The sequence below is a fragment of the Cellulomonas marina genome (assembly GCF_900111925.1).
GTDB lineage: Bacteria > Actinomycetota > Actinomycetes > Actinomycetales > Cellulomonadaceae > Cellulomonas > Cellulomonas marina.
Map to the genome: position 1 here is coordinate 14,287 of NZ_FOKA01000013.1, position 20,239 is coordinate 34,525.

At 72.4% G+C, this 20,239-nt stretch carries 19 protein-coding genes and 1 tRNA gene; 12 read left to right on the top strand and 8 right to left on the bottom strand.

Annotation, left to right across the window (positions count from 1 at the left end; genetic code table 11):
- Window positions 1-33: 33 nt before the first annotated feature.
- Complete coding sequence (gene ku, locus BM048_RS13580) at window positions 34-1,173, bottom strand: non-homologous end joining protein Ku (RefSeq protein WP_090033871.1); 1,140 nt, start codon at window positions 1,171-1,173, stop codon at window positions 34-36.
- Between the two features lie 105 nt (window positions 1,174-1,278).
- Here ku and ligD (BM048_RS13585) point away from each other — a divergent pair, with 105 nt between their 5' ends.
- From ligD (BM048_RS13585) to BM048_RS13600, 4 genes are all read left to right on the top strand, one after another.
- Window positions 1,279-2,229 (top strand): non-homologous end-joining DNA ligase, encoded by a 951-nt coding sequence (gene ligD, locus BM048_RS13585; protein WP_090033988.1) that lies wholly within the window; start codon window positions 1,279-1,281, stop codon window positions 2,227-2,229.
- The gene (gene ligD / locus BM048_RS13590) at window positions 2,226-3,239 is read left to right on the top strand and encodes a non-homologous end-joining DNA ligase LigD (RefSeq protein ID WP_090033989.1); all 1,014 of its coding nucleotides are present in this window, start codon (window positions 2,226-2,228) and stop codon (window positions 3,237-3,239) included. The genes ligD (BM048_RS13585) and ligD (BM048_RS13590) overlap by 4 nt, the downstream gene beginning before the upstream one ends.
- 119 nt (window positions 3,240-3,358) lie before the next feature.
- Complete coding sequence (locus BM048_RS13595) at window positions 3,359-3,934, top strand: Dps family protein (RefSeq protein ID WP_090033872.1); 576 nt, start codon at window positions 3,359-3,361, stop codon at window positions 3,932-3,934.
- A 31-nt stretch (window positions 3,935-3,965) separates the two neighbouring features.
- A complete protein-coding gene (locus BM048_RS13600; RefSeq protein WP_090033874.1) occupies window positions 3,966-5,099 on the top strand; it encodes an App1 family protein phosphatidate phosphatase in 1,134 nt (377 codons plus the stop codon).
- Between the two features lie 17 nt (window positions 5,100-5,116).
- Here the strand turns inward: BM048_RS13600 and BM048_RS13605 are convergent, their stop codons facing one another.
- Entirely contained in the window at window positions 5,117-5,314 is a 198-nt protein-coding gene (locus tag BM048_RS13605) for a hypothetical protein (protein WP_090033875.1), read from the bottom strand.
- A gap of 101 nt (window positions 5,315-5,415) precedes the next feature.
- On the opposite strand from BM048_RS13605, the gene mqo reads away from it, so the two are divergent.
- Together mqo and BM048_RS13615 are read left to right on the top strand one after the other, a co-directional pair.
- On the top strand, window positions 5,416-6,951 hold the full coding sequence (gene mqo / locus BM048_RS13610; protein WP_090033877.1) for a malate dehydrogenase (quinone): 1,536 nt from the start codon (window positions 5,416-5,418) through the stop codon (window positions 6,949-6,951).
- A gap of 11 nt (window positions 6,952-6,962) precedes the next feature.
- Complete coding sequence (locus BM048_RS13615) at window positions 6,963-7,259, top strand: hypothetical protein (protein WP_308439554.1); 297 nt, start codon at window positions 6,963-6,965, stop codon at window positions 7,257-7,259.
- 49 nt (window positions 7,260-7,308) lie between these two features.
- On the opposite strand, the gene BM048_RS13620 is transcribed toward BM048_RS13615, so the two are convergent.
- Window positions 7,309-7,590, bottom strand: coding sequence for a DUF2277 domain-containing protein (locus tag BM048_RS13620; protein WP_090033878.1), 282 nt, complete (start codon window positions 7,588-7,590; stop codon window positions 7,309-7,311).
- Between the two features lie 74 nt (window positions 7,591-7,664).
- The gene (locus BM048_RS13625) at window positions 7,665-8,435 is read right to left on the bottom strand and encodes an HAD-IIB family hydrolase (RefSeq protein WP_090033880.1); all 771 of its coding nucleotides are present in this window, start codon (window positions 8,433-8,435) and stop codon (window positions 7,665-7,667) included.
- 293 nt (window positions 8,436-8,728) lie between these two features.
- Here BM048_RS13625 and BM048_RS13630 point away from each other — a divergent pair, with 293 nt between their 5' ends.
- The 3 genes from BM048_RS13630 (at window position 8,729) to BM048_RS13640 (ending at window position 12,528) form a co-directional block, all read left to right on the top strand.
- Window positions 8,729-10,966: a glycoside hydrolase domain-containing protein gene (locus tag BM048_RS13630; RefSeq protein WP_090033881.1), complete on the top strand. Its 2,238-nt coding sequence runs from the start codon at window positions 8,729-8,731 to the stop codon at window positions 10,964-10,966.
- Window positions 10,967-11,069: 103 nt separating this feature from the next.
- On the top strand, window positions 11,070-12,404 hold the full coding sequence (locus tag BM048_RS13635) for a glycosyltransferase (RefSeq protein ID WP_090033883.1): 1,335 nt from the start codon (window positions 11,070-11,072) through the stop codon (window positions 12,402-12,404).
- Window positions 12,405-12,451: 47 nt separating this feature from the next.
- A tRNA-Pro gene (locus BM048_RS13640) sits at window positions 12,452-12,528 on the top strand.
- Between the two features lie 41 nt (window positions 12,529-12,569).
- On the opposite strand, the gene BM048_RS13645 is transcribed toward BM048_RS13640, so the two are convergent.
- The 4 genes from BM048_RS13645 to BM048_RS13660 all read right to left on the bottom strand — a co-directional run bounded on the left by BM048_RS13645 (window position 12,570) and on the right by BM048_RS13660 (window position 17,032).
- The gene (locus tag BM048_RS13645) at window positions 12,570-12,869 is read right to left on the bottom strand and encodes a site-specific integrase (RefSeq protein ID WP_139224458.1); all 300 of its coding nucleotides are present in this window, start codon (window positions 12,867-12,869) and stop codon (window positions 12,570-12,572) included.
- Between the two features lie 70 nt (window positions 12,870-12,939).
- Window positions 12,940-14,841, bottom strand: coding sequence for a hypothetical protein (locus BM048_RS17925; RefSeq protein WP_139224459.1), 1,902 nt, complete (start codon window positions 14,839-14,841; stop codon window positions 12,940-12,942).
- Window positions 14,842-15,104: 263 nt separating this feature from the next.
- A complete protein-coding gene (locus tag BM048_RS17930) occupies window positions 15,105-16,025 on the bottom strand; it encodes a PIN domain-containing protein (protein ID WP_139224460.1) in 921 nt (306 codons plus the stop codon).
- Entirely contained in the window at window positions 16,022-17,032 is a 1,011-nt protein-coding gene (locus BM048_RS13660; protein ID WP_090033890.1) for a ParA family protein, read from the bottom strand. Before BM048_RS13660 ends, BM048_RS17930 begins: the two co-directional genes overlap by 4 nt.
- 637 nt (window positions 17,033-17,669) lie before the next feature.
- Between BM048_RS13660 and BM048_RS13665 the strand changes: the two genes are divergently transcribed.
- The 3 genes from BM048_RS13665 to BM048_RS13675 all read left to right on the top strand — a co-directional run bounded on the left by BM048_RS13665 (window position 17,670) and on the right by BM048_RS13675 (window position 20,239).
- Window positions 17,670-17,939, top strand: a complete 270-nt coding sequence (locus BM048_RS13665; protein WP_090033891.1) for a hypothetical protein — start codon at window positions 17,670-17,672, stop codon at window positions 17,937-17,939.
- A gap of 171 nt (window positions 17,940-18,110) precedes the next feature.
- A complete protein-coding gene (locus BM048_RS13670; protein ID WP_239078863.1) occupies window positions 18,111-19,130 on the top strand; it encodes a glutamate--cysteine ligase in 1,020 nt (339 codons plus the stop codon).
- Between the two features lie 122 nt (window positions 19,131-19,252).
- Window positions 19,253-20,239, top strand: coding sequence for a M20/M25/M40 family metallo-hydrolase (locus tag BM048_RS13675; RefSeq protein ID WP_090033892.1), 987 nt, complete (start codon window positions 19,253-19,255; stop codon window positions 20,237-20,239).

A 20,239-nucleotide genomic window follows, 5' to 3' on the forward strand; every position in this document is an offset into this window, starting at 1 on the left:
CGAGCCGGCCGGGTGCTCGCCGGGTGCCACGCCTCAGGAGGCCTTGCGGCGCGTGCGTCGCGCCGGCGTCTTCTCGCCCGTGTCCTCCGCGGACTCGTCGGTTGGTGCGGCCGCCGCCTTCGTGCTGCGGCTGCGCCGTGCGGGTGCCGGTGCCTCGTCCTCGTCGGCCGCTGCGCGCGTGCGCGACCGGGACCGTGCGGGGGCCGGCTCGTCGCCGTCCTCCGTCCTCTTCCGCGAGCGCGTGGCGCGCGTCGGCTTCGCGGGTGCGGCGTCCTGGGCGTCGTCGTCGGCACCGGCCTCGGCGGCCGTCGCGGTCCCCGCCGACGACGACGTGCCCGACGACGCGCCCGACGAGGTCCCGTCCGCGCCCGCGTCGCCCGCCGGACGACCGGCGCGCGCGCGCTCGACGCTGCGCTGCAGCGCCGCGAGCAGGTCGACGACCTCGCCGCCCCCGCCGCCCGCGGGCTCCTCGACGGCGGGCACGGCCTGGGTGCGGCCCGCGCTGATCTTCTGCTCGATGAGGGCCGTCAGCGCGGCCTCGTAACGGTCGTGGAACTCGGAGGTGTCGAAGTCGGCGGCCAGGGACTCGACCAGCGAGGACGCCATGGTCAGCTCCTGGGGTCGAACGTTCACCTCCGCGTCGAGGACGGGGAAGTCGGCGGCGCGCACCTCGTCGGGCCACAGCAGGGTCTGGAGGCAGATGACCTTGCCGCGCACCCGCAGCACGGCCATGGACTCGCGCTGGCGCAGCGCCACCTTGACCACCGCCATGCGTTCCGACTGCTCCAGGGCACCGCGCAGCAGCGCGTAGGGCTTGGCCGCCGTCTTGTCGGGCTCGAGGTAGTACGTCTTGCCGAGCAGGATGGGGTCGACCTGCTCCGCCGGCACGAACTCGAGCACCTCGATCTCGCGGCTCGTCGTCAGCGGGAGGTTCGCCAGGTCGTCGTCGGTGAGCACGACGAGCTCGCCGTCGGCCGTCTCGTAGCCCTTGGCGATCTGCGCCATCTCGACGGGCTCGCCGTCGATGCTGCAGACCTTCTTGTAGCGGATCCGCCCCCCGTCGGCACGGTGCACCTGGTGCAGGGACACCTCGTGCTCGCCGGTCGCGCCGTAGAGCTTGACCGGGACGTTGACGAGCCCGAAGGCCACGGCGCCCTTCCAGATCGGTCGCATCGGTGCATCCTCTCGCCTGGGCGGCCCGTCGGCGGCACGTCCGTGCAGGCCAACACCGGCGCGCCCCGCGGGCGCACCCACGGGCAGGATGGACCCGTGGACCCCATGCTCGCCACCCCGGCGCCCGACCGGGCTGCCGGGCGCGACGACCTCGGCCCCGCCTTCCCGCGCGGCGAGGGCTGGCTGTACGAGGTGAAGTGGGACGGCGTGCGGGTCCTGGGCGACACCCGCGGGCCCGTCCCGCGGCTCCTGAGCCGCAACGGGCTGGAGGTCACGACGGCGTACCCCGAGCTCGCGGGCCTTGCCGGGCTGCCCGGCGTGCTGCTCGACGGGGAGGTCGTCGCGCTCGACGCCGGCGTGCCGTCCTTCGCCGCGCTCGCCGAGCGCATGCACGTGCGCGACGCGCGCCGCGCGGCGCAGCTCGCCGCCGCGCGTCCGGTGACCTACCTCGTGTTCGACCTCCTCGCCGCGGGCGACGAGGACCTGACGGCACGGCCCCTCGTCGAGCGGCGGGCGGCGCTGGCCGACCTCCCGCTGCCGGAGCACGTCGAGCTGTCCCCGGCCTACCCGGACGTCGACGAGCTGTGGGCGGTCACGCGCGCGCACGGCCTGGAGGGGGTCGTGGCCAAGCGGCGGGACTCCCCCTACCGGGCGGGGCGGCGGTCGGGGGACTGGGTGAAGGCGGCGCACCGGCACGGCCGCACCGCGCTCGTCGGCGGGTGGCGGGAGGAGAGCACGGGCTCCGGGCGGCTGGGGGCGCTGCTGCTCGGCGCGCCCGACGCGACCGGCGCGCTGCGGTTCCTCGGTCGTGCGGGCAGCGGGCTGACCGGGGCGGTGGCGGCCGACCTCCGGGCGGCGCTGGAGCCGCTGGCCCGGGCGACGAGCCCGTTCGACGAGCCCGTCCCGGCGGTGGACGCGCGCGGGGCGCACTGGTGCGAGCCGGTGCTCGTCGTCGAGCTGGCCTACCTCACGCGCATGCCGACGGGGCGCCTGCGGCAGCCCGTCGTGCGCGGCCGGCGCACGGACGCCGCCGCCGACCCGTGGGAGCGGACGTGACGCCGGCCCCGCCGCAGCGCCTGCGCGTCGACGGACGCGACGTCCGGGTCACCCACCTGGACAAGGTGCTCTACCCGGCCACGGGCACGACGAAGGCCGACGTCCTGTCCTACGTCGTGCACGCCGCCGACGCCCTCCTCCCCCAGCTCCGCGGGCGTCCGGTGACGCGGGTGCGCTGGCCCGAGGGCGTGGCGGACGAGCGGTTCTTCGAGAAGAACGTCCCCCGCGGCGCCCCCGACTGGGTGCGGCACCTGCGGCTCCCGGCGGCACCCGGCGCCGGCGGCGGTCGTGGTGGCGGCGGTGGTGGCGGCGGTGGCCGCGGTGGTGGGCGTGGCCGCCGGGACGACGACGAGGGGACGGTGCTGGACCTGCCGTTCCTCGACGACGCCGCCGGCCTCGTGTGGGCGGCCAATGGCGGGGCGCTCGAGCTGCACACGCCGCAGTGGCGTGTGGGGCCGCGCGGCGGTGTGCGTCCGCCGGACCGGCTCGTCGTCGACCTCGACCCGGGTGCGCCGGCGGGCCTGGCCGAGTGCGCGGAGGTCGCGCACCTCGTCGCCGAGCGGCTGCGGGCGGACGGGCTGGAGCCGGTGCCGGTCACGTCGGGCAGCAAGGGGCTGCAGCTCTACGCGCCGCTGCCGTCCCACCGTGCCGACCTGCGCGGCGACCTGCGCGGCGCCATGGACGTGCACGCGTACGCCAAGGACCTCGCGCAGGCGGTCGCCGCGGACCACCCCGACCTCGTCACCTGGGTCATGCGCAAGGACGTGCGCGGCGGCAAGGTCCTCCTCGACTGGTCCCAGAACCACCCCGCGAAGACGACGATCACGCCGTACTCCCTGCGGGGGCGCGAGCGGCCGCACGTCGCCGCGCCCCGGACGTGGGACGAGATCGGGCCCGGGCTCACGCAGCTGACGCCCGACGAGGTGCTCGCGCGGCTCGACGCCGGGACGGACCCGTTCGCCGGCACGGACGTGGCCCGCGGTGCCGGGATGCGGGCGCCGGACGGCTAGGGCACGGTGGTCGACGGCGGCGCGACCGGGGCCGGGAGCGGCCGCGCCAGCGTGACGCCCTCCCGGCGCACGACCCCAGACGAGGCGGACCGCAGGTCCGCGACGAAGGAGCGCACACCATGGCACGGCAGCTGCCCCGCTACACGGTCCCGACGATGTCCCCGGAGGACGGCGCGAAGGTCGCCGAGATCCTCCAGGACCGGCTCAACGCCCTCAACGACCTGGCGCTCACGCTCAAGCACGTGCACTGGAACGTCGTCGGCCCGCACTTCATCTCCGTGCACCAGATGCTCGACCCGCAGGTGGACGCCGTCCGCGAGATGGTGGACCAGGTGGCCGAGCGCATCGCCACCCTGGGCGGCTCGCCGCTCGGGACGCCGGGGGCGATCGTCGCCGGCCGCACGTGGGACGACTACTCGCTCGGCCGTGAGGGCGCCATCGCCCACCTCGGCGCGCTCGATCTCGTCTACACCGGCGTCATCAGCGACCACCGCAAGGCGGCCGAGGAGACCGAGGGCGTCGACGACGTCACCAACGACATGCTCATCGGGCACCTGCACGAGCTCGAGCTGTTCCACTGGTTCGTGCGCGCGCACCTCGAGAACGCCGGCGGCTCGCTGACGACGCAGGACGCGAGCTCGGAGAAGCAGGCCGCGGCGGACGCCCAGGCCGCCCACGGCTCCGCCGACCACTGACGCGGACGCGACCGGCGCGGGGGCACGCGGCGTGACGACGACGAGCGCGGGTGGGGCCGTCTCCCGACGGCCCCACGCGGCCGCGCGCTGGGAGGACCGGCTCAACCGCCGCGTCGTCGCGGTGCTGCGGCGGCGCGGGTGGACCGAGCGGGTCGAGGCGTACGCCGGCTACGGCGGGCCCGGGTGGGTGCGGGTGCTCGCCCGCGTCGTCCTGGCCGCGCCCGCCGTGGCCGACGCCGACCTGCCGGGCGCGGGCGGCGCCGAGCAGGCGGGCGCCCCCGAGGACGCGCCCGCCGTCCGCGGCTGGCGGTCGTTCGCCACCGCCCAGGTGCCCGGCGGCCGGCTGCACGCCCGCATCGGCACGGTCGAGCACGACCTGCCGGCGGACCGCGGCGGCTACGTCGACGTCGTCGTCTCCTCGGACCTGCCACCGGGCTGGCACGACGTCGTCCTCACCTCGGTCGACGGCCGGTCGAGCACCGCGCGCATCCACGTCGTCGGCGCGGAGGAGCAGGTGGGCCTCGTCAGCGACATCGACGACACGGTCATGGTGACCCGGCTCCCGCGACCCCTCGTCGCCGCCTGGAACGTCCTGGTCCGGTCCGAGAGCGCGCGCGAGCCGGTGCCGGGGATGTCGCGGCTCTACGCCGCTCTGACGGGCGGGCAGGAGCGCTTCCCCGTCGTCTACCTCTCGACCGGGGCCTGGAACGCCGGGCCCGCGATCGCGCGCTTCCTGCACCGGCACCGGTACCCGGGCGGCCCGCTGCTGCTCACCGACTGGGGACCGACGAACACCGGCTGGTTCCGCAGCGGCCGTGAGCACAAGCGCGCCCAGCTCGAGCGGCTCGTGACCGAGCTCCCGCAGGTGCGCTGGCTGCTCGTGGGCGACGACGGCCAGCGCGACCCCGAGGTCTACGCCGAGGTGGTCCGCCGGCACCCGGACCGCGTGCGTGCGGTCCTGCTGCGCCAGCTCACCTTCGCCGAGCACGTGCTGGCCCACGGGGCCCCCGTGCCGGTGCCGCAGCGCCCGGCGGACAGGGGCGGGCCCGCGGCCGGCACGGGCACCGGGGCCGAGGACCAGCTGCCCGTCGAGGTCCTGCAGGGCCCCGACGGCGACGCTCTGCTCGACGAGGCACGCCGGCGCGGGCTGCTGCCCGACGCCTGACGCGCTCGCCCTGTCGGCTACAGCCGGTCCGGGTCGTCCCACTCGTCGCCCGCGGCGAGCTGCTCGTCGTCGGCGGCGAGCTCCGCGGCGTTCAGCGAGCGCGGGCCGCGGCGCGGGTCGCCGCCGGAGCGGACGTCCGTGCCCTCGGTCGGCGGCTCCGGCAGGGCGATGCCCTCGGCCGACGGGTCGGAGGTGAGGTCGCGGTGCTGGCGCATGCGCCGATCATCCCCCGGACGTGACCGGGACGACACCGTTCGGCGGTTCTTCTGCGCGACCCGCGTGTCGCTCCTCAGGTGGGGGCACCTACCATCGAGGGGTGACACAGCACGAAGTGGTGGACGTCGCGCTCGTCGGGGGCGGCATCATGAGCGCCACCCTGGCCGCGATCCTCAGCTCCGTCGAGCCCACCTGGACCATCCGGGTGCTCGAGCGCGAGGGCGAGCCGGCGACGGAGAGCTCCAACGCCTGGAACAACGCCGGCACGGGCCACGCCGCCCTGTGCGAGCTCAACTACACCCCCGAGCGCGCCGACGGCAGCATCGACATCTCGAAGGCCGTCGTCATCAACGACGAGTACCGCCTCTCGCGCGAGCTGTGGGACCACCTCGAGCGCTCGGGCCGGCTGCCCGCCGGGTCCCCCTTCCTCTCGGTCACCCCTCACATGACCTTCGTGCGGGGCGCGCAGAACGTCGACTACCTGCGCCGGCGCCACCGCGCCCTGGCCGCCCACCCGTCCTTCGCGGGCATGCAGTTCTCCGACGACCCGGCGCAGATCGCGCGCTGGGCGCCCCTCGTCATGGAGGGGCGCGGGACCCGTGAGCCCGTCGCCGCCACGTACGCGCCGGAGGGGACGGACGTCGACTACGGCGCCCTCACGCTCCTGCTGCTCGACGACGCGCGCCGGCGCGGTGCGGAGGTCCGCACGCACGCCGAGGTGACCCGGCTCAAGCGGCGCCGCGAGGGCGGCTGGCGGCTGACAGTGAAGGACCGGCGGTGGAACGGCGGGGAGGGCAGCACGCTCGACGCCCGCTTCGTCTTCGTCGGCGCGGGCGGCGGGGCCCTGCGCCTGCTGCAGCGCTCGGGGATCCGCGAGGCGAAGGGCTACGCCGGGTTCCCCATCAGCGGGCAGTTCCTGCGCGCCACCGACCCGGCGCTGACCGCCCGGCACCAGGCCAAGGTCTACGGCAAGGCCGAGATCGGCGCTCCGCCCATGTCGGTCCCGCACCTCGACACCCGCGTCGTCGACGGGCGGGCCTCCATCATGTTCGGCCCCTACGCGGGGTGGAGCATGAAGTTTCTCAAGAGCGGCTCGTGGACCGACCTCATCCGCTCGGTGCGGCCCGACAACCTGTGGCCGATGGTGCTCGTCGGGCTCCGGAACGTCGGGCTGCTCAAGTACCTCATCAGCGAGGTGACGGCCGGCCGGACCGCGCGGCTGCGTGCCCTGCAGGCCTTCATGCCCACGGCGCGGGACCGGGACTGGGAGCTCATCACCGCCGGGCAGCGCGTCCAGGTCATCGCCCCGGACGGCGTGCTGAAGTTCGGCACGGAGCTCATCACCGCCGCCGACGGCTCCATCGGCGGGCTCCTGGGGGCCTCCCCCGGCGCCTCCACCGCGGTGGCGACGATGGTCGACCTGCTCCAGCGGTGCTTCCCGGACCGCCTGGCGGCGTGGACGCCGACGCTGCTCGACCTCATGCCGACGCTCGCGGGGCAGCTGCCCGGCACGCGGGCGCCGCGCGGGGGCGTCCCGGCCGGCGGACCGGCGACGGCAGCGGGCGAGGGCGACCTGCTGACGTCCGGCGACCCCGACGTCTCCCTGCACGCGCCCGACGCCGCCGTGCGTCGCTGAGGTCCCGGTCCGTGTCCCCGGAGTCGCTGCCCACCGCGGCCGACGACGTCACGGAGGCCGTCAGCGCCGGCATGCGCCGGGCGAAGGTCCGCGCGGCGACCGAGCACACCACGGTCGGCAGCCTGCAGACGCTGCCCGACGGGCGCACGAGCATCGCGTGCGCCTGCGGGATGGCCCTCGTCAACGGCCCGACGTGGTCGCTCGACGAGCACATCCGCCTGCACCGGGCCGAGGCGCGGTACCTCGCGCTGTCCGCGGCGGCGCCGGCGGGCATCCCGCGCCTCGTCGAGCCGGCCCGGGTGCTGTAACCGCCCTGCCCTGAGCGCAGCGGGACAGGCCGCCGGCGCGCGCGAGGGGTCAGACGCTCGCGGCCCGGCGGGCCTCGATGCGCGCGACGACCTCCGGCCGGCGCAGCGGCGGGACGGTGGCCGGCGGGCGGCGCCGCTCGGGCAGGGTGTCGAGCAGCTCCGTCGTCGCGGCGACGATCCGCGCGACGGCCGCCTCGACCGCCGGGCGCGTGGTCTCGCTGATCGCCGTGACGCCCGAGACCTTCCGGACGTACTGGAGGGCGGCCGCCTCGATCTCGGCGGGCGTCGCCCCGGGCTCGAGCCCGCGCAGGGTCGTGATGTTCCGGCACATGCTGCCGACGCTAGGACGCCCCCGGCCGTCTGTCGACGGTCGGGGGCGTCCGGTGCTGCGTGGTGCGCCTGGGGTCAGGCCTGCGCGGCCAGGCGCGGGATGAGGTCGTCGAGGTAGGCGGCCGTGTCCTCCCAGCCCTCGACCGCGTGGCACGGCACGCCCAGCGCCTTGACGGGGTAGTCGTTGCCGGCCTCGTCGAGCCGGTCCCCGACGAACAGCATCTCCTGCAGGTCGATGCCCGTGAGCTCTGCCAGCCGGCTCATGCCGTACGCCTTGTCGATGCCCTTGCGGGTGATGTCGACCGAGGTGGACCCGCCGGAGCGGACCTCGAGGTCGGGCAGGTCCGCCTGGACCGCCGCGCGCAGGGTCGACTTCTTCTCCCCCGTCGGGTCCCACGCGGACTTCGCGGCGACGGGCGCCGCCTGGCCGAGGGCCGAGAAGGTGATCTGGCTGCCGCGGTCCTCGAGGATCGGGCCCCAGGTCTCGCTCTCCCAGAGGCCCAGCTCCTTCGCGCGGGCCTCGACGGAGGCCAGCGCCCGCGCCTTCTCGTCGTCGGTGAGGTTCTCCGCGTACTGCTGCTGCCACGTGCCGTCGACGAACAGCCAGTACTGCGTGCCGCACGTCGGCATGAGGTGCAGGCGGGAGAACGACGCGGCCGCCTCCGCCGGGAGGTTCTGCACGACCTGCATGTCGAACTGCCCGAACTGGCCGCCGCTGATGATGCAGACCTCGACCTGGTCCAGCAGCGCCACGAGCAGGTCCGCCATGCGCGGGTCGAGCGGGGACTTCGACGGCGCGAGGGTGTCGTCGAGGTCGAACGCGACCAGGCGGGGACGGGACGGCACGGCAGACACGGTGGGCGGACCTCCGGGGTCGGGACGACGACCGCTGCAGCCGTCGGCGCCCGACCCTAACGGCTGCCGCACCCGCCACGGTGGCGACCGCGGGCGCCGACGGCGTGACGTGCGTCCCGTCGTGCTCGTCCCCACCGTCACCGCCCGGCAACCTGCCGGACACACACGGGCCGTAGCGTCGCCGGACCGGTGCGCACGCCCGGTGCGCGACGACGTCGTCGGGAGCAGGTCCCGCCCACCCGCCGCGCGACGGGACGGCAGGTCGGCACGACGACGGAGGTGCGGTGTACGAGGACGTCGATCCGTTCATCGGGACGCAGGTCACCGACCTGCCGCCGCCCACGGGCCTGGCGGCGACGTGGTGGTGGCCCAAGCCGCAGGTGGGCAACACGCACCCCGGCGCGACGTACCCGTTCGGCATGGTCTCGGCGTGCGCCTACTCGGGGGCCTACCCCACGGGCTACGGGCTGTACGACCTCAGCCTCGAGGGCATCCCCGCGTCCCTCCACGACCGGCCGGTCGCCTCCGGCTTCACGCACTTCCAGCAGTCCGGCACCGGCGCCATCCGCAAGTACTACAACTACGTCCGCACGACGCCGATGCTCCAGCCGCTCGACGACCTCGGGCAGCTGTGGGACGTCGTCGACGAGGAGGCCGAGCCGGGCTGGTACGCCGCCACGCTCTCGTCGGGCATCCGCTGTGAGCTCACCGTCGGGCCGAAGAGCGCCGTGCACCGCTACACCTTCCCGGCGCACCGCGACGCCCGGGTCGTCATCGACCTGTCGATGGGCGGCCTGGTGATCCCGTACGGGAGGACGGTGCCCCTGCGCGCGCACCTCGACCTCGTCGGGCCCGGGCAGGCGCAGGGCGAGATCGCGGTGGAGGGCGCGCCGCTGGCCGTGCACGTGGAGTGCGACGCGTTCCGCTGGCGCCAGATGCTCTGGTACGACCGGCGCCTCATGCCCGGCGGGACGCGCCTGGACTTCGACCGCATCCGCCCGACGACCCTGCGCCCGTTCGGCCTCATGTGGGCGGGTCCGTCGGAGCCGGGGCAGACCGTGGAGCTGCGGTTCGGGTTCTCGCTGCGCGGCGTCGAGCAGGCGCGGGCCAACCTCGAGGCGGACTGCGGGCCGCGCGAGGGCAGCTTCGTGCGCCGCCGTGCCGCGACCGCGGAGACGTGGCGGGAGCACGTGGAGACGGTCACGGTCGACACGCCCTCGTCGGCGAAGCAGGCCGTGCTGTCCACCGCGGTGTATCACTCGCTCATCAAGCCGTGCCTCGCCCGCGACGAGAGCCCGTTCTGGCCGACGCCCGGCCCCTTCGCCTTCGACCTCGCGACGATGTGGGACGTCTACCGCACGCAGCTGCCGCTGGTGACGACGCTGTTCCCCGAGCGCGCGGTGGAGCTGGGCGAGGCGCTGCTGCACATCGCCGAGGAGGAGGGCAACCTGCCCATCGGCTACCGGATGGCTCGCGGCGCCGACCGCTTCTCCCGGCAGGGCAGCGCGCTCGCGCACACCTTCTTCTCCGATCTGTGCCAGCTCGGCCTGCCCGGCATGGACTGGGACTGGGCGCTGGTGCACATGGTGATGGACCTGCGGCGCGGGTACGGCGAGGACTTCCTGCTGCGCGGGCGCGCCCACCCCATCAGCCACACGCTGGACCTGGCGTTCGGCTACTGGTGCACCGCCCAGGTGGCGGCGCACGTCGGCGACCGCGCGCTCGTCGAGCAGCTCGTCCCCCTGGCCGCCCGCTGGGCCAACGCCTACGACGAGCGCACGGGCCTGCTCCGGGACTCCGAGTTCTACGAGGGCGGCCGGTGGAACTACTCCTTCCGCCTGCAGCACGACATGGCGTCCCGCATCGCGCTGGCGGGGGGCGACGAGGCCTTCGTCGGCCTGCTGGACCGGTTCTTCGGGCACGGCGCGGGGCCGGTCGTGCAGCCGGGGCCGGCCCCGACGCTGGAGGAGATGGCCGCCGGGTACGCGCTCGACCGGTTCGAGGGGCTCAACAACGAGCCCGACATGGAGGCCCCGTGGGCCTACCAGTACGCCGGCCGGCCGGACCGCACGGCGGAGGTCGTGCACGCCGTCGTCCAGCACCAGTTCGGCACGGGCCGCGGCGGCCTGCCGGGCAACGACGACTCCGGCGGGCTGAGCTCCTGGTACGTCTGGGCCTCGCTGGGCCTGTTCCCCGTCGCCGGGCAGAACCTGTTCCTGCTCAACGCACCGGCGTGGCGGCACGCCCGCCTCGCGCTCGGCACCGGGCGGGAGCTGGAGATCGACACCGTCGGGTTCGTCGAACCCGAGCCGGGCGGCCCGGCGCAGTACGTGCAGGCGGTGCAGGTGGACGGCATCCCGCTCGAGCGTCCGTGGCTGTCCGGCACCGAGGTGCACCGCGGCGGGCACGTCGTCGTCGAGCTGGGGCCGCAGCCGTCCGGCTGGGGCACGACGGTCCGGCCGCCGTCCGCGACCGGTCCCGCCCCGCGCAGCGTCGGGACCGTGCCGACGACGAAACGCTGACCCCACCCGGCGGCCGGTACGACGCGCGGTCACCCGCGCGACCCGGCCGCCGCACCCGCGGCCCCGCCGCCCTCCCCCGACCCCCCGCACCCCGAGGACCGACATGACCACCACGCCGACCGCCGCCCGCCGTCCCGACCGACGCCTCGTCGTCGTCGTGCGCGCCGACCCGGTGATCTGCGGCCACTCGGGCGAGGCGCGCAACCTCGCCGAGGCCGCGCTGGACCGCGGGTTCGACGAGGTGCGGATCCTCACCTGGCCGCTGGACGTCCTCGAGCGCTCCGGCCTGCCGCTCAAGCCGCTGGACCGCGTGCTGCCCTACCGCGAGGGGGTCGTCGTCGAGCGTCCCGCCCCGGTCGGGGACTACAAGGTGCCCGACGGTCGCTGGCTGGCCGGGCTGACCGGGCGGCTCGTCGAGCTGTTCACCGACGGGGTGCCCACGGTCGCCGTGTCGCTGTACCTGAGCCCGCACGCCGTGGCCGTGGCGGACGCGGCGAGGATCGCGCGCGGCACCGGCCTGCCGGTCGACCTCGTGACCGTGGCGGAGGCCGTCGGGTCCGACGTCACGAACGTCGTGCGCGCCGCCGTGGCGGAGGACCGGTTCGGCGCGGCCGCGCACGTGCTCACGGCGTACCTCGACCACGACGTCGTCCTCGCGGTGTCCCGGTACACCGCCGAGCTCGTCGTCGCCGAGGCCGCGGCCGTCGACGCCCGGCACGGCACCACCTTCGCCGCCCGGCTGTCCGAGCGGGTCCAGGTCTCGTACCCCGCCATCGACGTCCGGCCGTACCTCGAGCTGGACCCGGCGCGCACGGACGAGGTGCTGGCCGCCCGTGGGCTGCAGCGGGACGGGTACGTCCTGTTCCTCTCGCGGCTCATGCCCGCCAAGGGCGTGGAGGACCTCATCGAGGCGTTCGGGCTGTCGCGCGCGACGCAGGGCGTCGAGCTCGTCGTCGCCGGCACGGGGCCGCAGGCGGGGCTGTACCGGGAGCTGGCGGCCGCGTCCCCGCGCGCCGCGCACATCCGCTTCCTCGACGACGTCGACGACGAGGAGAAGCGCCACCTCATGGCTGCCTGCGCCGCCTACGCGCTGCCCAGCAAGCCGCTGCCGGAGTTCGTCGAGACGTTCGGCATCGCGCTGGCCGAGGTCATGCTGGCCGGCGGTGGCCCCGTCATCACGACGACGACGGGCGGTATCGGCGAGGCCGTGGGCGACCACGCGATCCTCGTCCCCGTCTCCGACCCCCCGGCGCTGGCCGCGGCGCTGGACCGCGCGGTGACGATGCCCGGCCTCGAGCGGGAGGCGCTCCTGGCCGGTGCCCGCGAGCACGCCCGCCAGTTCGACCGCGAGCCGGTCCTGGACGCGATCCTCGAGGCCGTCGACGCCGTGCGCCCGTCCCCGGCGCCCGCCGCGCCGCTGGCGGTGCCCGTGCTCTAGGGCCGGTGTGCGTGCGGTAGAGTCGTCGCGCTCCCTGCGGGGAGCGGCGGGCTGTAGCGCAGCTTGGTAGCGCACTTGACTGGGGGTCAAGGGGTCGCAGGTTCAAATCCTGTCAGCCCGACCACAGGGCCTCGATCTGCTTACGCAGGTCGGGGCCCTATTGGTTCACGGCACGAGGAAGCGCGACGCCGCCTGCACCGAACTTCTGGTCCCCATTGAGTCCCACCAGGCCGAGAACGCCCCGCCGGCGTCCCTAACGGCGCCGTGATCGGGGTACAGGTAGCGCGCCGTGGCAGCCGGATCGTGGTGGCCCGCGACGCGCTGCAACACGTAGAGCTGCACGCCGCTGTCCGCCATCCACGTGAACGCGGTGTGCCGCAGACCGTGGCGGACGAGCGCCGGGTAGCCGAGCCGGCTCACGAGCTCGCTCCAGCTCGTCGCGAGCATCGGTGGAGAAACTGCCACGTACTCCTAGCAGTCACCGAAACCGATCTAGTGGGCGATCTCTTACTTGCCGCCTGATCGAATGACTGGTTTACGAAAGCGTCGGTGCAATACCGATATCGACCGGATGACGGTGGTCAGAGCCGTCCACCATGACTCCGGTTAGTGGAACGTGGTGGTAGTCCTCGACCCAGATTGCCTTGGGTCGCGGGCTCGTCCTTGCGCGATGCTCGACCGCTATCGAGACTGGCAAAGTGTAGCCATGCGAATGGTGAGCAACATCTGCGATTCCGTGCAAGCGATCTACGAAACCCGCGGGCAGGTCGCCGGTCTCCACGTCTACCTCGATTGCGAGGTGCTGACTCCGGTCGTGTCGAACCCACAGGAGCAAGCCATCGGGATGACGCACCGCGATTAGCCACGCGCCTCGATCGTCCGGCACCCGAACCCGCGCCGTTTGATCCCGTCTGGTACGCCTCCATGACTCGCGCCAACGTTGGAAAGTCTCAGTCCACGCGACCTCAGACGCATCATTTTGCAGATTGCGAACACGGTTCGTGTACGCATTGCGTTTCCGCAAGCCCGTCTCACCGGCCAGGGCCAGCGCTGTTCGCGGATACTTCTTCAGGATTTCCGGGCTGGCCAGACGATCACAGAAGAACGCCACAAGCTCGTTGACACCAAAGAAGGATTGGCGACTCTCATCGAGATTAGGCCTGTACGCGGCATGAGCCACCCGGTGCCGGAGGGCGGCTACGTCTTGTGCCCAGACTCCGATCGGGTTCCGAGCCTTAACGTCCCACGGTCTGAGAAGACGAGCCGGCAAAAACGCGCGAGCTCGCGCGTCGAGACCCTCAAGCCAATCCCTTGCTACGTACTCAGGGAGCTGACCTTCCTCCCACATAAGGTGCAGAATGAGTTCGTCGATCAGCGACTCAGCGGATATTCCAAGGAGCAGCGCGGCGAGCCGGTAGTCCCCGAGCCGCGTCAGCGCGACGTGCGCTTCTCGGTGCACGTCCAAGTGAGCAGCAAAAGGCCCATCGTCGATTCTATGCCGCGCGTCGTTTACCGTCTGCATCTCATCATCAGTGAAGGGCTCTGGCACGTGGAGATGCTCCGTGTTGGGATGTGTCGCGAGAAGGACCGTATGCGCCCCGCCATCCGGACGGCCGATCCCACCCGCAAAACGAATCACTACGGGCACGACAAGCGGGAGGCGCTCAAGGGAAGCGATAACAGTAGGCGATCGCCGGACAGCCTGTGCGGCACGCTGTATCGTTCGCAGTTCTGTCAGCGCAATATCCAACGCCGCTCGAAGGCGTCGCTCTACGAGTTCACTGTCGGGCGCCATCCCTTCCGGGAACTTGCGCCATTGCCACATAGAAATCTCATCTGGAAATATCCGATCCGACTCCAGCGGCCCGAAAGGCGCATCTCCGCCCGTGCCGCGTGTGAGTGGGCTTTCGAGATCCGGCAACTCTCCGATGATGCGCAGCCCCACGCGGCATTCGGCGACCGTTACTGCGCCCAACCCGATATCCCGGAGGCCAGGCGCGCCGGCGCTTCCCTCAACGTCGAACTGGTCGAGAGCGTTCCTCTTCTCCTCCGTTGTGAGCCGCGGCCCGGCGACAACATGAGCTAGCCTCATGGCCGGTTCAAGGCCGAGCCGTAGGCCGGCGTCACTGAAGGTCTGGTGAAACTGAATCGACGTTACAAGTGCGTACTTGTTCGACCAGTTGACCGGTCCATTTTCGGCGTCATCCGCAGCGAATGCGTCACGGCACATCATGATCGCCGACTGGTCTGCGCGTTGCAACCACAACTCGTCCAGCCACGGCTCGAGAATGCGAATCGCCGCTTGTTCAAGCCGCCTGTAGGTCGGGAGAATGCTCGAGTCTGGAAGTGGGATCGGGTCGGGAAGCGGGACAAGAAAGGTCGCAACGAGTTCGCACGGATGGACCACGGTCCACTCGCTGTCGTCAGCCTCGTTCACGAAGCCATCCTCACATAACGGCTACCAGCACGCCACCTACCTGGGTGATAATGTGCAACTTGATTGCGCATTATCGAGTCGTTGCGTCGAGTTGCTGCATCTGTTGCTGCATCCGGCTGCCGATTTCGGCTCTCGTGTATCAAGGCGCCGGTTTCGCCGGCGCGCGCCTGCGGGCGCCGCTTACGCGCCGTCCTCGGCCCCGCGCAGTCTGCCGGGAGCGCGGGTGAGAATCCTCCAACTGAGTGGTTTCCTCCCGGTGAGGCTCAGCTCGCGTCATCCGCGTTCGCTTCCTTGATCCAGTCGAAGTCGGACAGGTCGACCGCGAGCGCTGTGCCAGTTGCAGGGTCGAATGTTATCCACCCCTGCACGGTGCTAGTCGCCGCGAATCCAGCTGCTTCCAGGCGAGTCGCTGCATGGAAGTTGAGCAACCCCTTGCCATCAACCTCGTACGCCGCGCCCACCGAAGGGGACAACAACTCCGGTGTCGTTTCCACGTCGTCGGCCGACTCTCCCTCTAGAACTACGAACAGTAGCGCTTCTGAGAGGAGTTGCGATGCGGCTAGGCCGTTCACCATACCCCAGTTCATCTCCGGCGCCACGATGCTGGGAGCGATTTGATCCAGAAGGGCCTTCATGGTTGGGACGTAGAGGACGGAACCGGCCAAACCGTCGAGCTCAGCCTCCAGATCTGGAAGGAGGCTAGTCTTCCCGAAGTCATTGGAATTCTGTGTAACGAGGTATACCGTTGCGCCAGCCCGCGCAAGCCGTACCGCCGACAGCCAGATGGCAGAGTCCCGAGCTCCGACTCCTCTTCTCGCGGGTGGGAGCCTAGCTGCCTCTCGCCGTAACGCTTCCTTAGCGTCATCACCATGGAGCTCCAAGACCGAGAATTTCGCTTCCAGCTCACGGGCGAAAGCAGCGACCAGGTCTTCCACATCTGGGATGTAGAGCGGCTCCAGTTCAGTCAAGCGAGAAACTGCGGCGTGTCCCTTTCGGAGTGCCTCTACCGCCTCGGCGGCCGCCTCGCGCCGCCGGTTAAGCACTTCGTGCCGGATAACTTCCGTAATGGCCAACTCGATGCCCTTCGCCCGACAGATGCGGGTGACAGCCCGCCAGTAGGCGCTGTCTGGTGACCCCTGTGTCGGCAGTACGTTCGTGTCGCAGATGACAACACTGCGACTCATGCGACGGACTCTGGCGATTGCACTTCACCTAGCCGCGCCATAATGGTCAGCGCCAGTTGCTGGAAGTCAGATTCAGTGTCACGCGCGCGTGTGTATTGTGACCCGCGCGCTTCTGAACCGCTCAGTTCGAAGATGGCTGCATTCGCTTCTTGCGCCATGGGAACCAGGCTCGACAAGTTTCGCACTGTGCCGATTTCGCCTGGGCCGCTCGGGGTCGCAACGCCTTCAGCTCGCAGTTTTTCGACGACACTATCATGGTAGGCGGTGGGTATGTCGTCGAGCCATCTCTGAAAAGCGGCCGCGGGAGCGCTGCGGTAACTGGCGAACTGTTGGCTGACGTAACCAAGTGGCGACGGGGTCCCTGTGAAGAGGCCTTCCGGGAAGGCTTCAAGTACCCCAGTGCGCTGGCCCTGTGAGAGCGCAACCTTCCACTCTGCAATCCAGTCGGCCAGGCTCCTGCCCACGCTTGGCAGTGCCGTGAGGGAAAACAAGTCTGGGGCGAGGGGGAGCACAAATCCACTAGAGCCAAGAAGCACCACCCGATTGAGAGGCCCAACGCTTGGGCCTACGTCAACGAAGGCGACATCCGCTTCTACGCTGCTAGCCACCTGCAAAATCATGCGTTGCAGCGCCGTTGTCCGCTGAAATCCTTGATAGCGTCCGGCGAGGCTGTCGGTCCACGCTTGCGACAACGTTTCCTCATACTCGCTGAGTCTGATGTGTCCAGGTAGGATCCACACGTTGTCTCGAATCTCCGCCGGCGTCAGTTCACGCGGCTCCCCGGATCCTTGGATGACCGGCACCAGGGCATGGTAGCTAGTGCTCTGTCTTTCGACGATGTCCTCATACGTGACCGCATCGATAGCAGTGCCTGTGAGATTTGTTTGGGCGTCAGCATCGACGAGCAGAACACGCTTCCCCGTCCGCCCCAAGGCGATAGCAACGTTGAACAGCAGTGTTGTCTTGCCCACGCCGCCCTTGTGATTGAAGAACGAGATGATGTCCACGTAACAGTCCTTCGCCCGCCGATGGAATCACGCCACCGTGCAAGCTCTTGCGCGGGGCGCGTGTGTGCTCGGCTGCACCCTACAGGCGCCACCGTTCGCGTTCGCGCAAGCAAAGGTTCACGCGGGCAGAACCGGGCCGCTGGCGATGGCGCCCTGCTTGGGGGGCAGCTCCATGCCGGTGTGCCGTCTCACGCCGCCGGCCCTCCGCCGAGCATCCGCGCGACTCCGGCCAACCCCAAGGGCGTCTACGGCGTCGCTCCGCGATGGCCTTCGGCCACCCTTGCCCCTGCCCTGCGTCGTGCTCTTGGGCTCCGCTACGGGTCGGTGGCTCAGCCTGGCCACAGTTGCCCGCCATCCGGATGGGTCTCCGAAAAGGCCCCGACGGCGTGCCCGCCACGCGTGCGGAGGTGACCACCGGGCGCGCCGTACATTCGACCGCGAATGGGCGGGGGAGGCCCCGCCGATCTAGGAGTCAAGGGGTCGCAGGTTCAAATGCTGTCAGCCCGACACCGTGTCTACGACATCAGAGGCCATCGCACCGTCGGTTGCGGCGGCCTCTACCGTCCTCGTCCGAGCTGTCGCCCCGCGGCCAGGCCACGACAGGGCCGACAGGGTGACACCGGGCTAGGTTGACGGGGTGAGCGAGCAGCCCGAGGTCATCCGCGACGTCGCGCCGCCGAGCCCGCTGGGGTGGTGCGCGCGGCACCTGGACCAGGGGACCCTGCGGGCGGCGCTGACGCTGCTCGACGGGACGGCGCTGTGCCGCGAGTGCAACCGCGAGGCGCACGACGCGCTGCGGGCGGGCGCCGCCGGTGCGGAGCGGATGCTCGGCCAGGTGCAGGAGGCCGTGTTCGGTCAGCTCCAGCCGCCGGGCGGCGCCCCACGACGCACGGGCTTCGGGCTCTGACGAGGACGCGTCCGCGCGCGGGGTGCTGGGCGCGGACGCTCCCGTCGTCGTCGTCGTGGTGCGGCGGAGGCGGGCCGGTGCGACGCTTGTCCGGCCCCGCCGGCAGAGGTGCCGGTCGCGGCCCGCCGGTGCAGAGCCTGCCGGCCTCGCCGTCGAGCGACGGAGACCACCATGCTGCCGACCACCCGGCGCCGTGCTGCCACGGCGACGCCTCTGCTGCGACCGGGCACCGCGCCCACCGCACCCGCGTCCCCCTCCCCCCTCGTGGCCGACGCCCTGGCGCTCGCCGCGTTCGGAGCGGCCCCGGTCGCCGCCCCGACGGGACTGCGCACCATGGGCGTCGAGGAGGAGCTGCTCCTCGTCGACCCGCGCACGGGACGTCCCGTGCCCCGCGCCCCCCAGGCCCTCGCGGCCGCGGCGCTGCTCGCCGCGAGCACGTCGGGCACGGACGCGGGCTCCGGGACCCCCGTCGTCGCGCCGCCGCTCGGGGCCGAGCTCCAGCAGGAGCAGGTGGAGACCGCCACGCCGCCCCGCACCTCCCCCGACGACCTGCTCGACGACCTCCGCCGGCTGCGAGCGGCGGCCGACGAGGCGGCGCGCGCCGTCGGTGCCCGGGCCGCGGCCCTGGCCTGCTCGCCGCTGCCGGTCGTCCCCACCCGTGCCCCCGGCGACCGGTACGACGCCATCGCCCGCGCCTTCGGCATCACGTGCAGCGAGCAGCTGACCTCGGGCTGCCACGTGCACGTGGCCGTCGCCTCGCCGCACGAGGGCGTCGCCGTCCTCGACCGCATCCGGCCGTGGCTCCCGGTGCTGCTGGCGCTGTCGGCCAACTCGCCCTACCGCGACGGCCAGGACACGGGCTACGCCAGCTATCGCACGCAGGCCTGGGTCCGGTGGCCGGGCGCCGGCCCGACCGACCTCTTCGGCTCGCCGGAGCGGTACCGCGCGGAGGTCGCGGCGCTGCTGGCGACCGGCGTGCCGCTCGACGAGGGGATGGTCTACTTCGACGCCCGGCTGTCCGCGCGCTACCCGACCGTCGAGGTCCGGGTGGCGGACGTCTGCCTCGACCCGGCCGATGTGGCGCTGCTGGCCGTCCTGTGCCGGGCGCTCGTCGAGACCGCGGCCGCGGAGTGGCGGGCCGGGGAACCCGCCCCCGACGTGCCGACGACGATCCTGCGCATGGCCGCCTAGCGGGCCAGCCGGTCCGGGCTCGACGACGTGCTGGTGCACCCGCTCGGGCTCGCGCCCGTACCGGCCGTGGAGGCCGTCGCGGCGCTCCTCGCGCACGTGCGACCGGCGCTGGCCGGTGGGCCGTGCGCGCCCACCTGGCGGCCACGGGACGCGACGTGCCCGCCGTGAACCTCAAGCTGCTCGTCGAGGGCGAGGAGGAGCAGAGCTCCCCGCACCTGGCCGGGCTCGTCGAGAGGTTCCGGCCCCGTCTGGACGCGGACCTCGTCGTGCTCTCCGACACCCTGCTGTGGCGCGCCGACGCCCCGGCCGTGTGCCTGGGGATCCGCGGCGTCCTCAGCGCCGAGCTCGAGGTGTACGGCCCGGAACGGGACGCGCACAGCGGGGCGGTGTCCGGGCCGGCACCGAGCGCGGTCCTCGCGCTCTGCCGGCTCGTGGCCGCGCTGGTCGGGCCCGACGGACGGATCGCCCTGCCCCGCTTCTACGACGACGTCCTGCCGCCGGACGAGTCCGAGCGGGCGGCGATCGCGGCCCTGCCCTACTCCGACGAGGACTGGCTCGCGCGCAGCGAGACGCGCAGCGTCGGCGGGGAGGAGGGGTACTCCGTCCTCGAGCGGCTCTGGCTGCGACCGGCGCTGGAGGTCACCTCGGTGGTCGCCGGCGACGTGGAGGGCCCGCTGCGCGCGGTCACCCCCGCGGTGGCGCGTGCGGCGATGAGCATCCGCACGGTGCCGGGTCAGCGCGTCGAGCGGGTGGCCGAGGCGCTGCGCACCTTCGTCGCCGACACGCTCGGGCCGTCCGTGCCGCACGCGCTGCAGATCGCGCTGGAGACCGCCCAGGAGGCGTACCGGACGCCCGACGACGTGCCGGCCGTCGCGGCCCTCCGGCAGGCTATTGCCGAGGGGTTCGGGCGCGAGGTCGGGCAGATGCGCAACGGCGGCGGTGCACCGGCGGACCTGCTGGCCTCGTCCCTCGGCGCGCCGGTGGTGTTCTTCGGGACCGGGCTCGTCGAGGACCACTGGCACGACAGCGACGAGAGCGTGCGGGTCGACCTGCTGCACGCCGGCACCGCCACCCTCGCGCTGCTGTCGAGCCGGCTGGCGGAGGGCTGA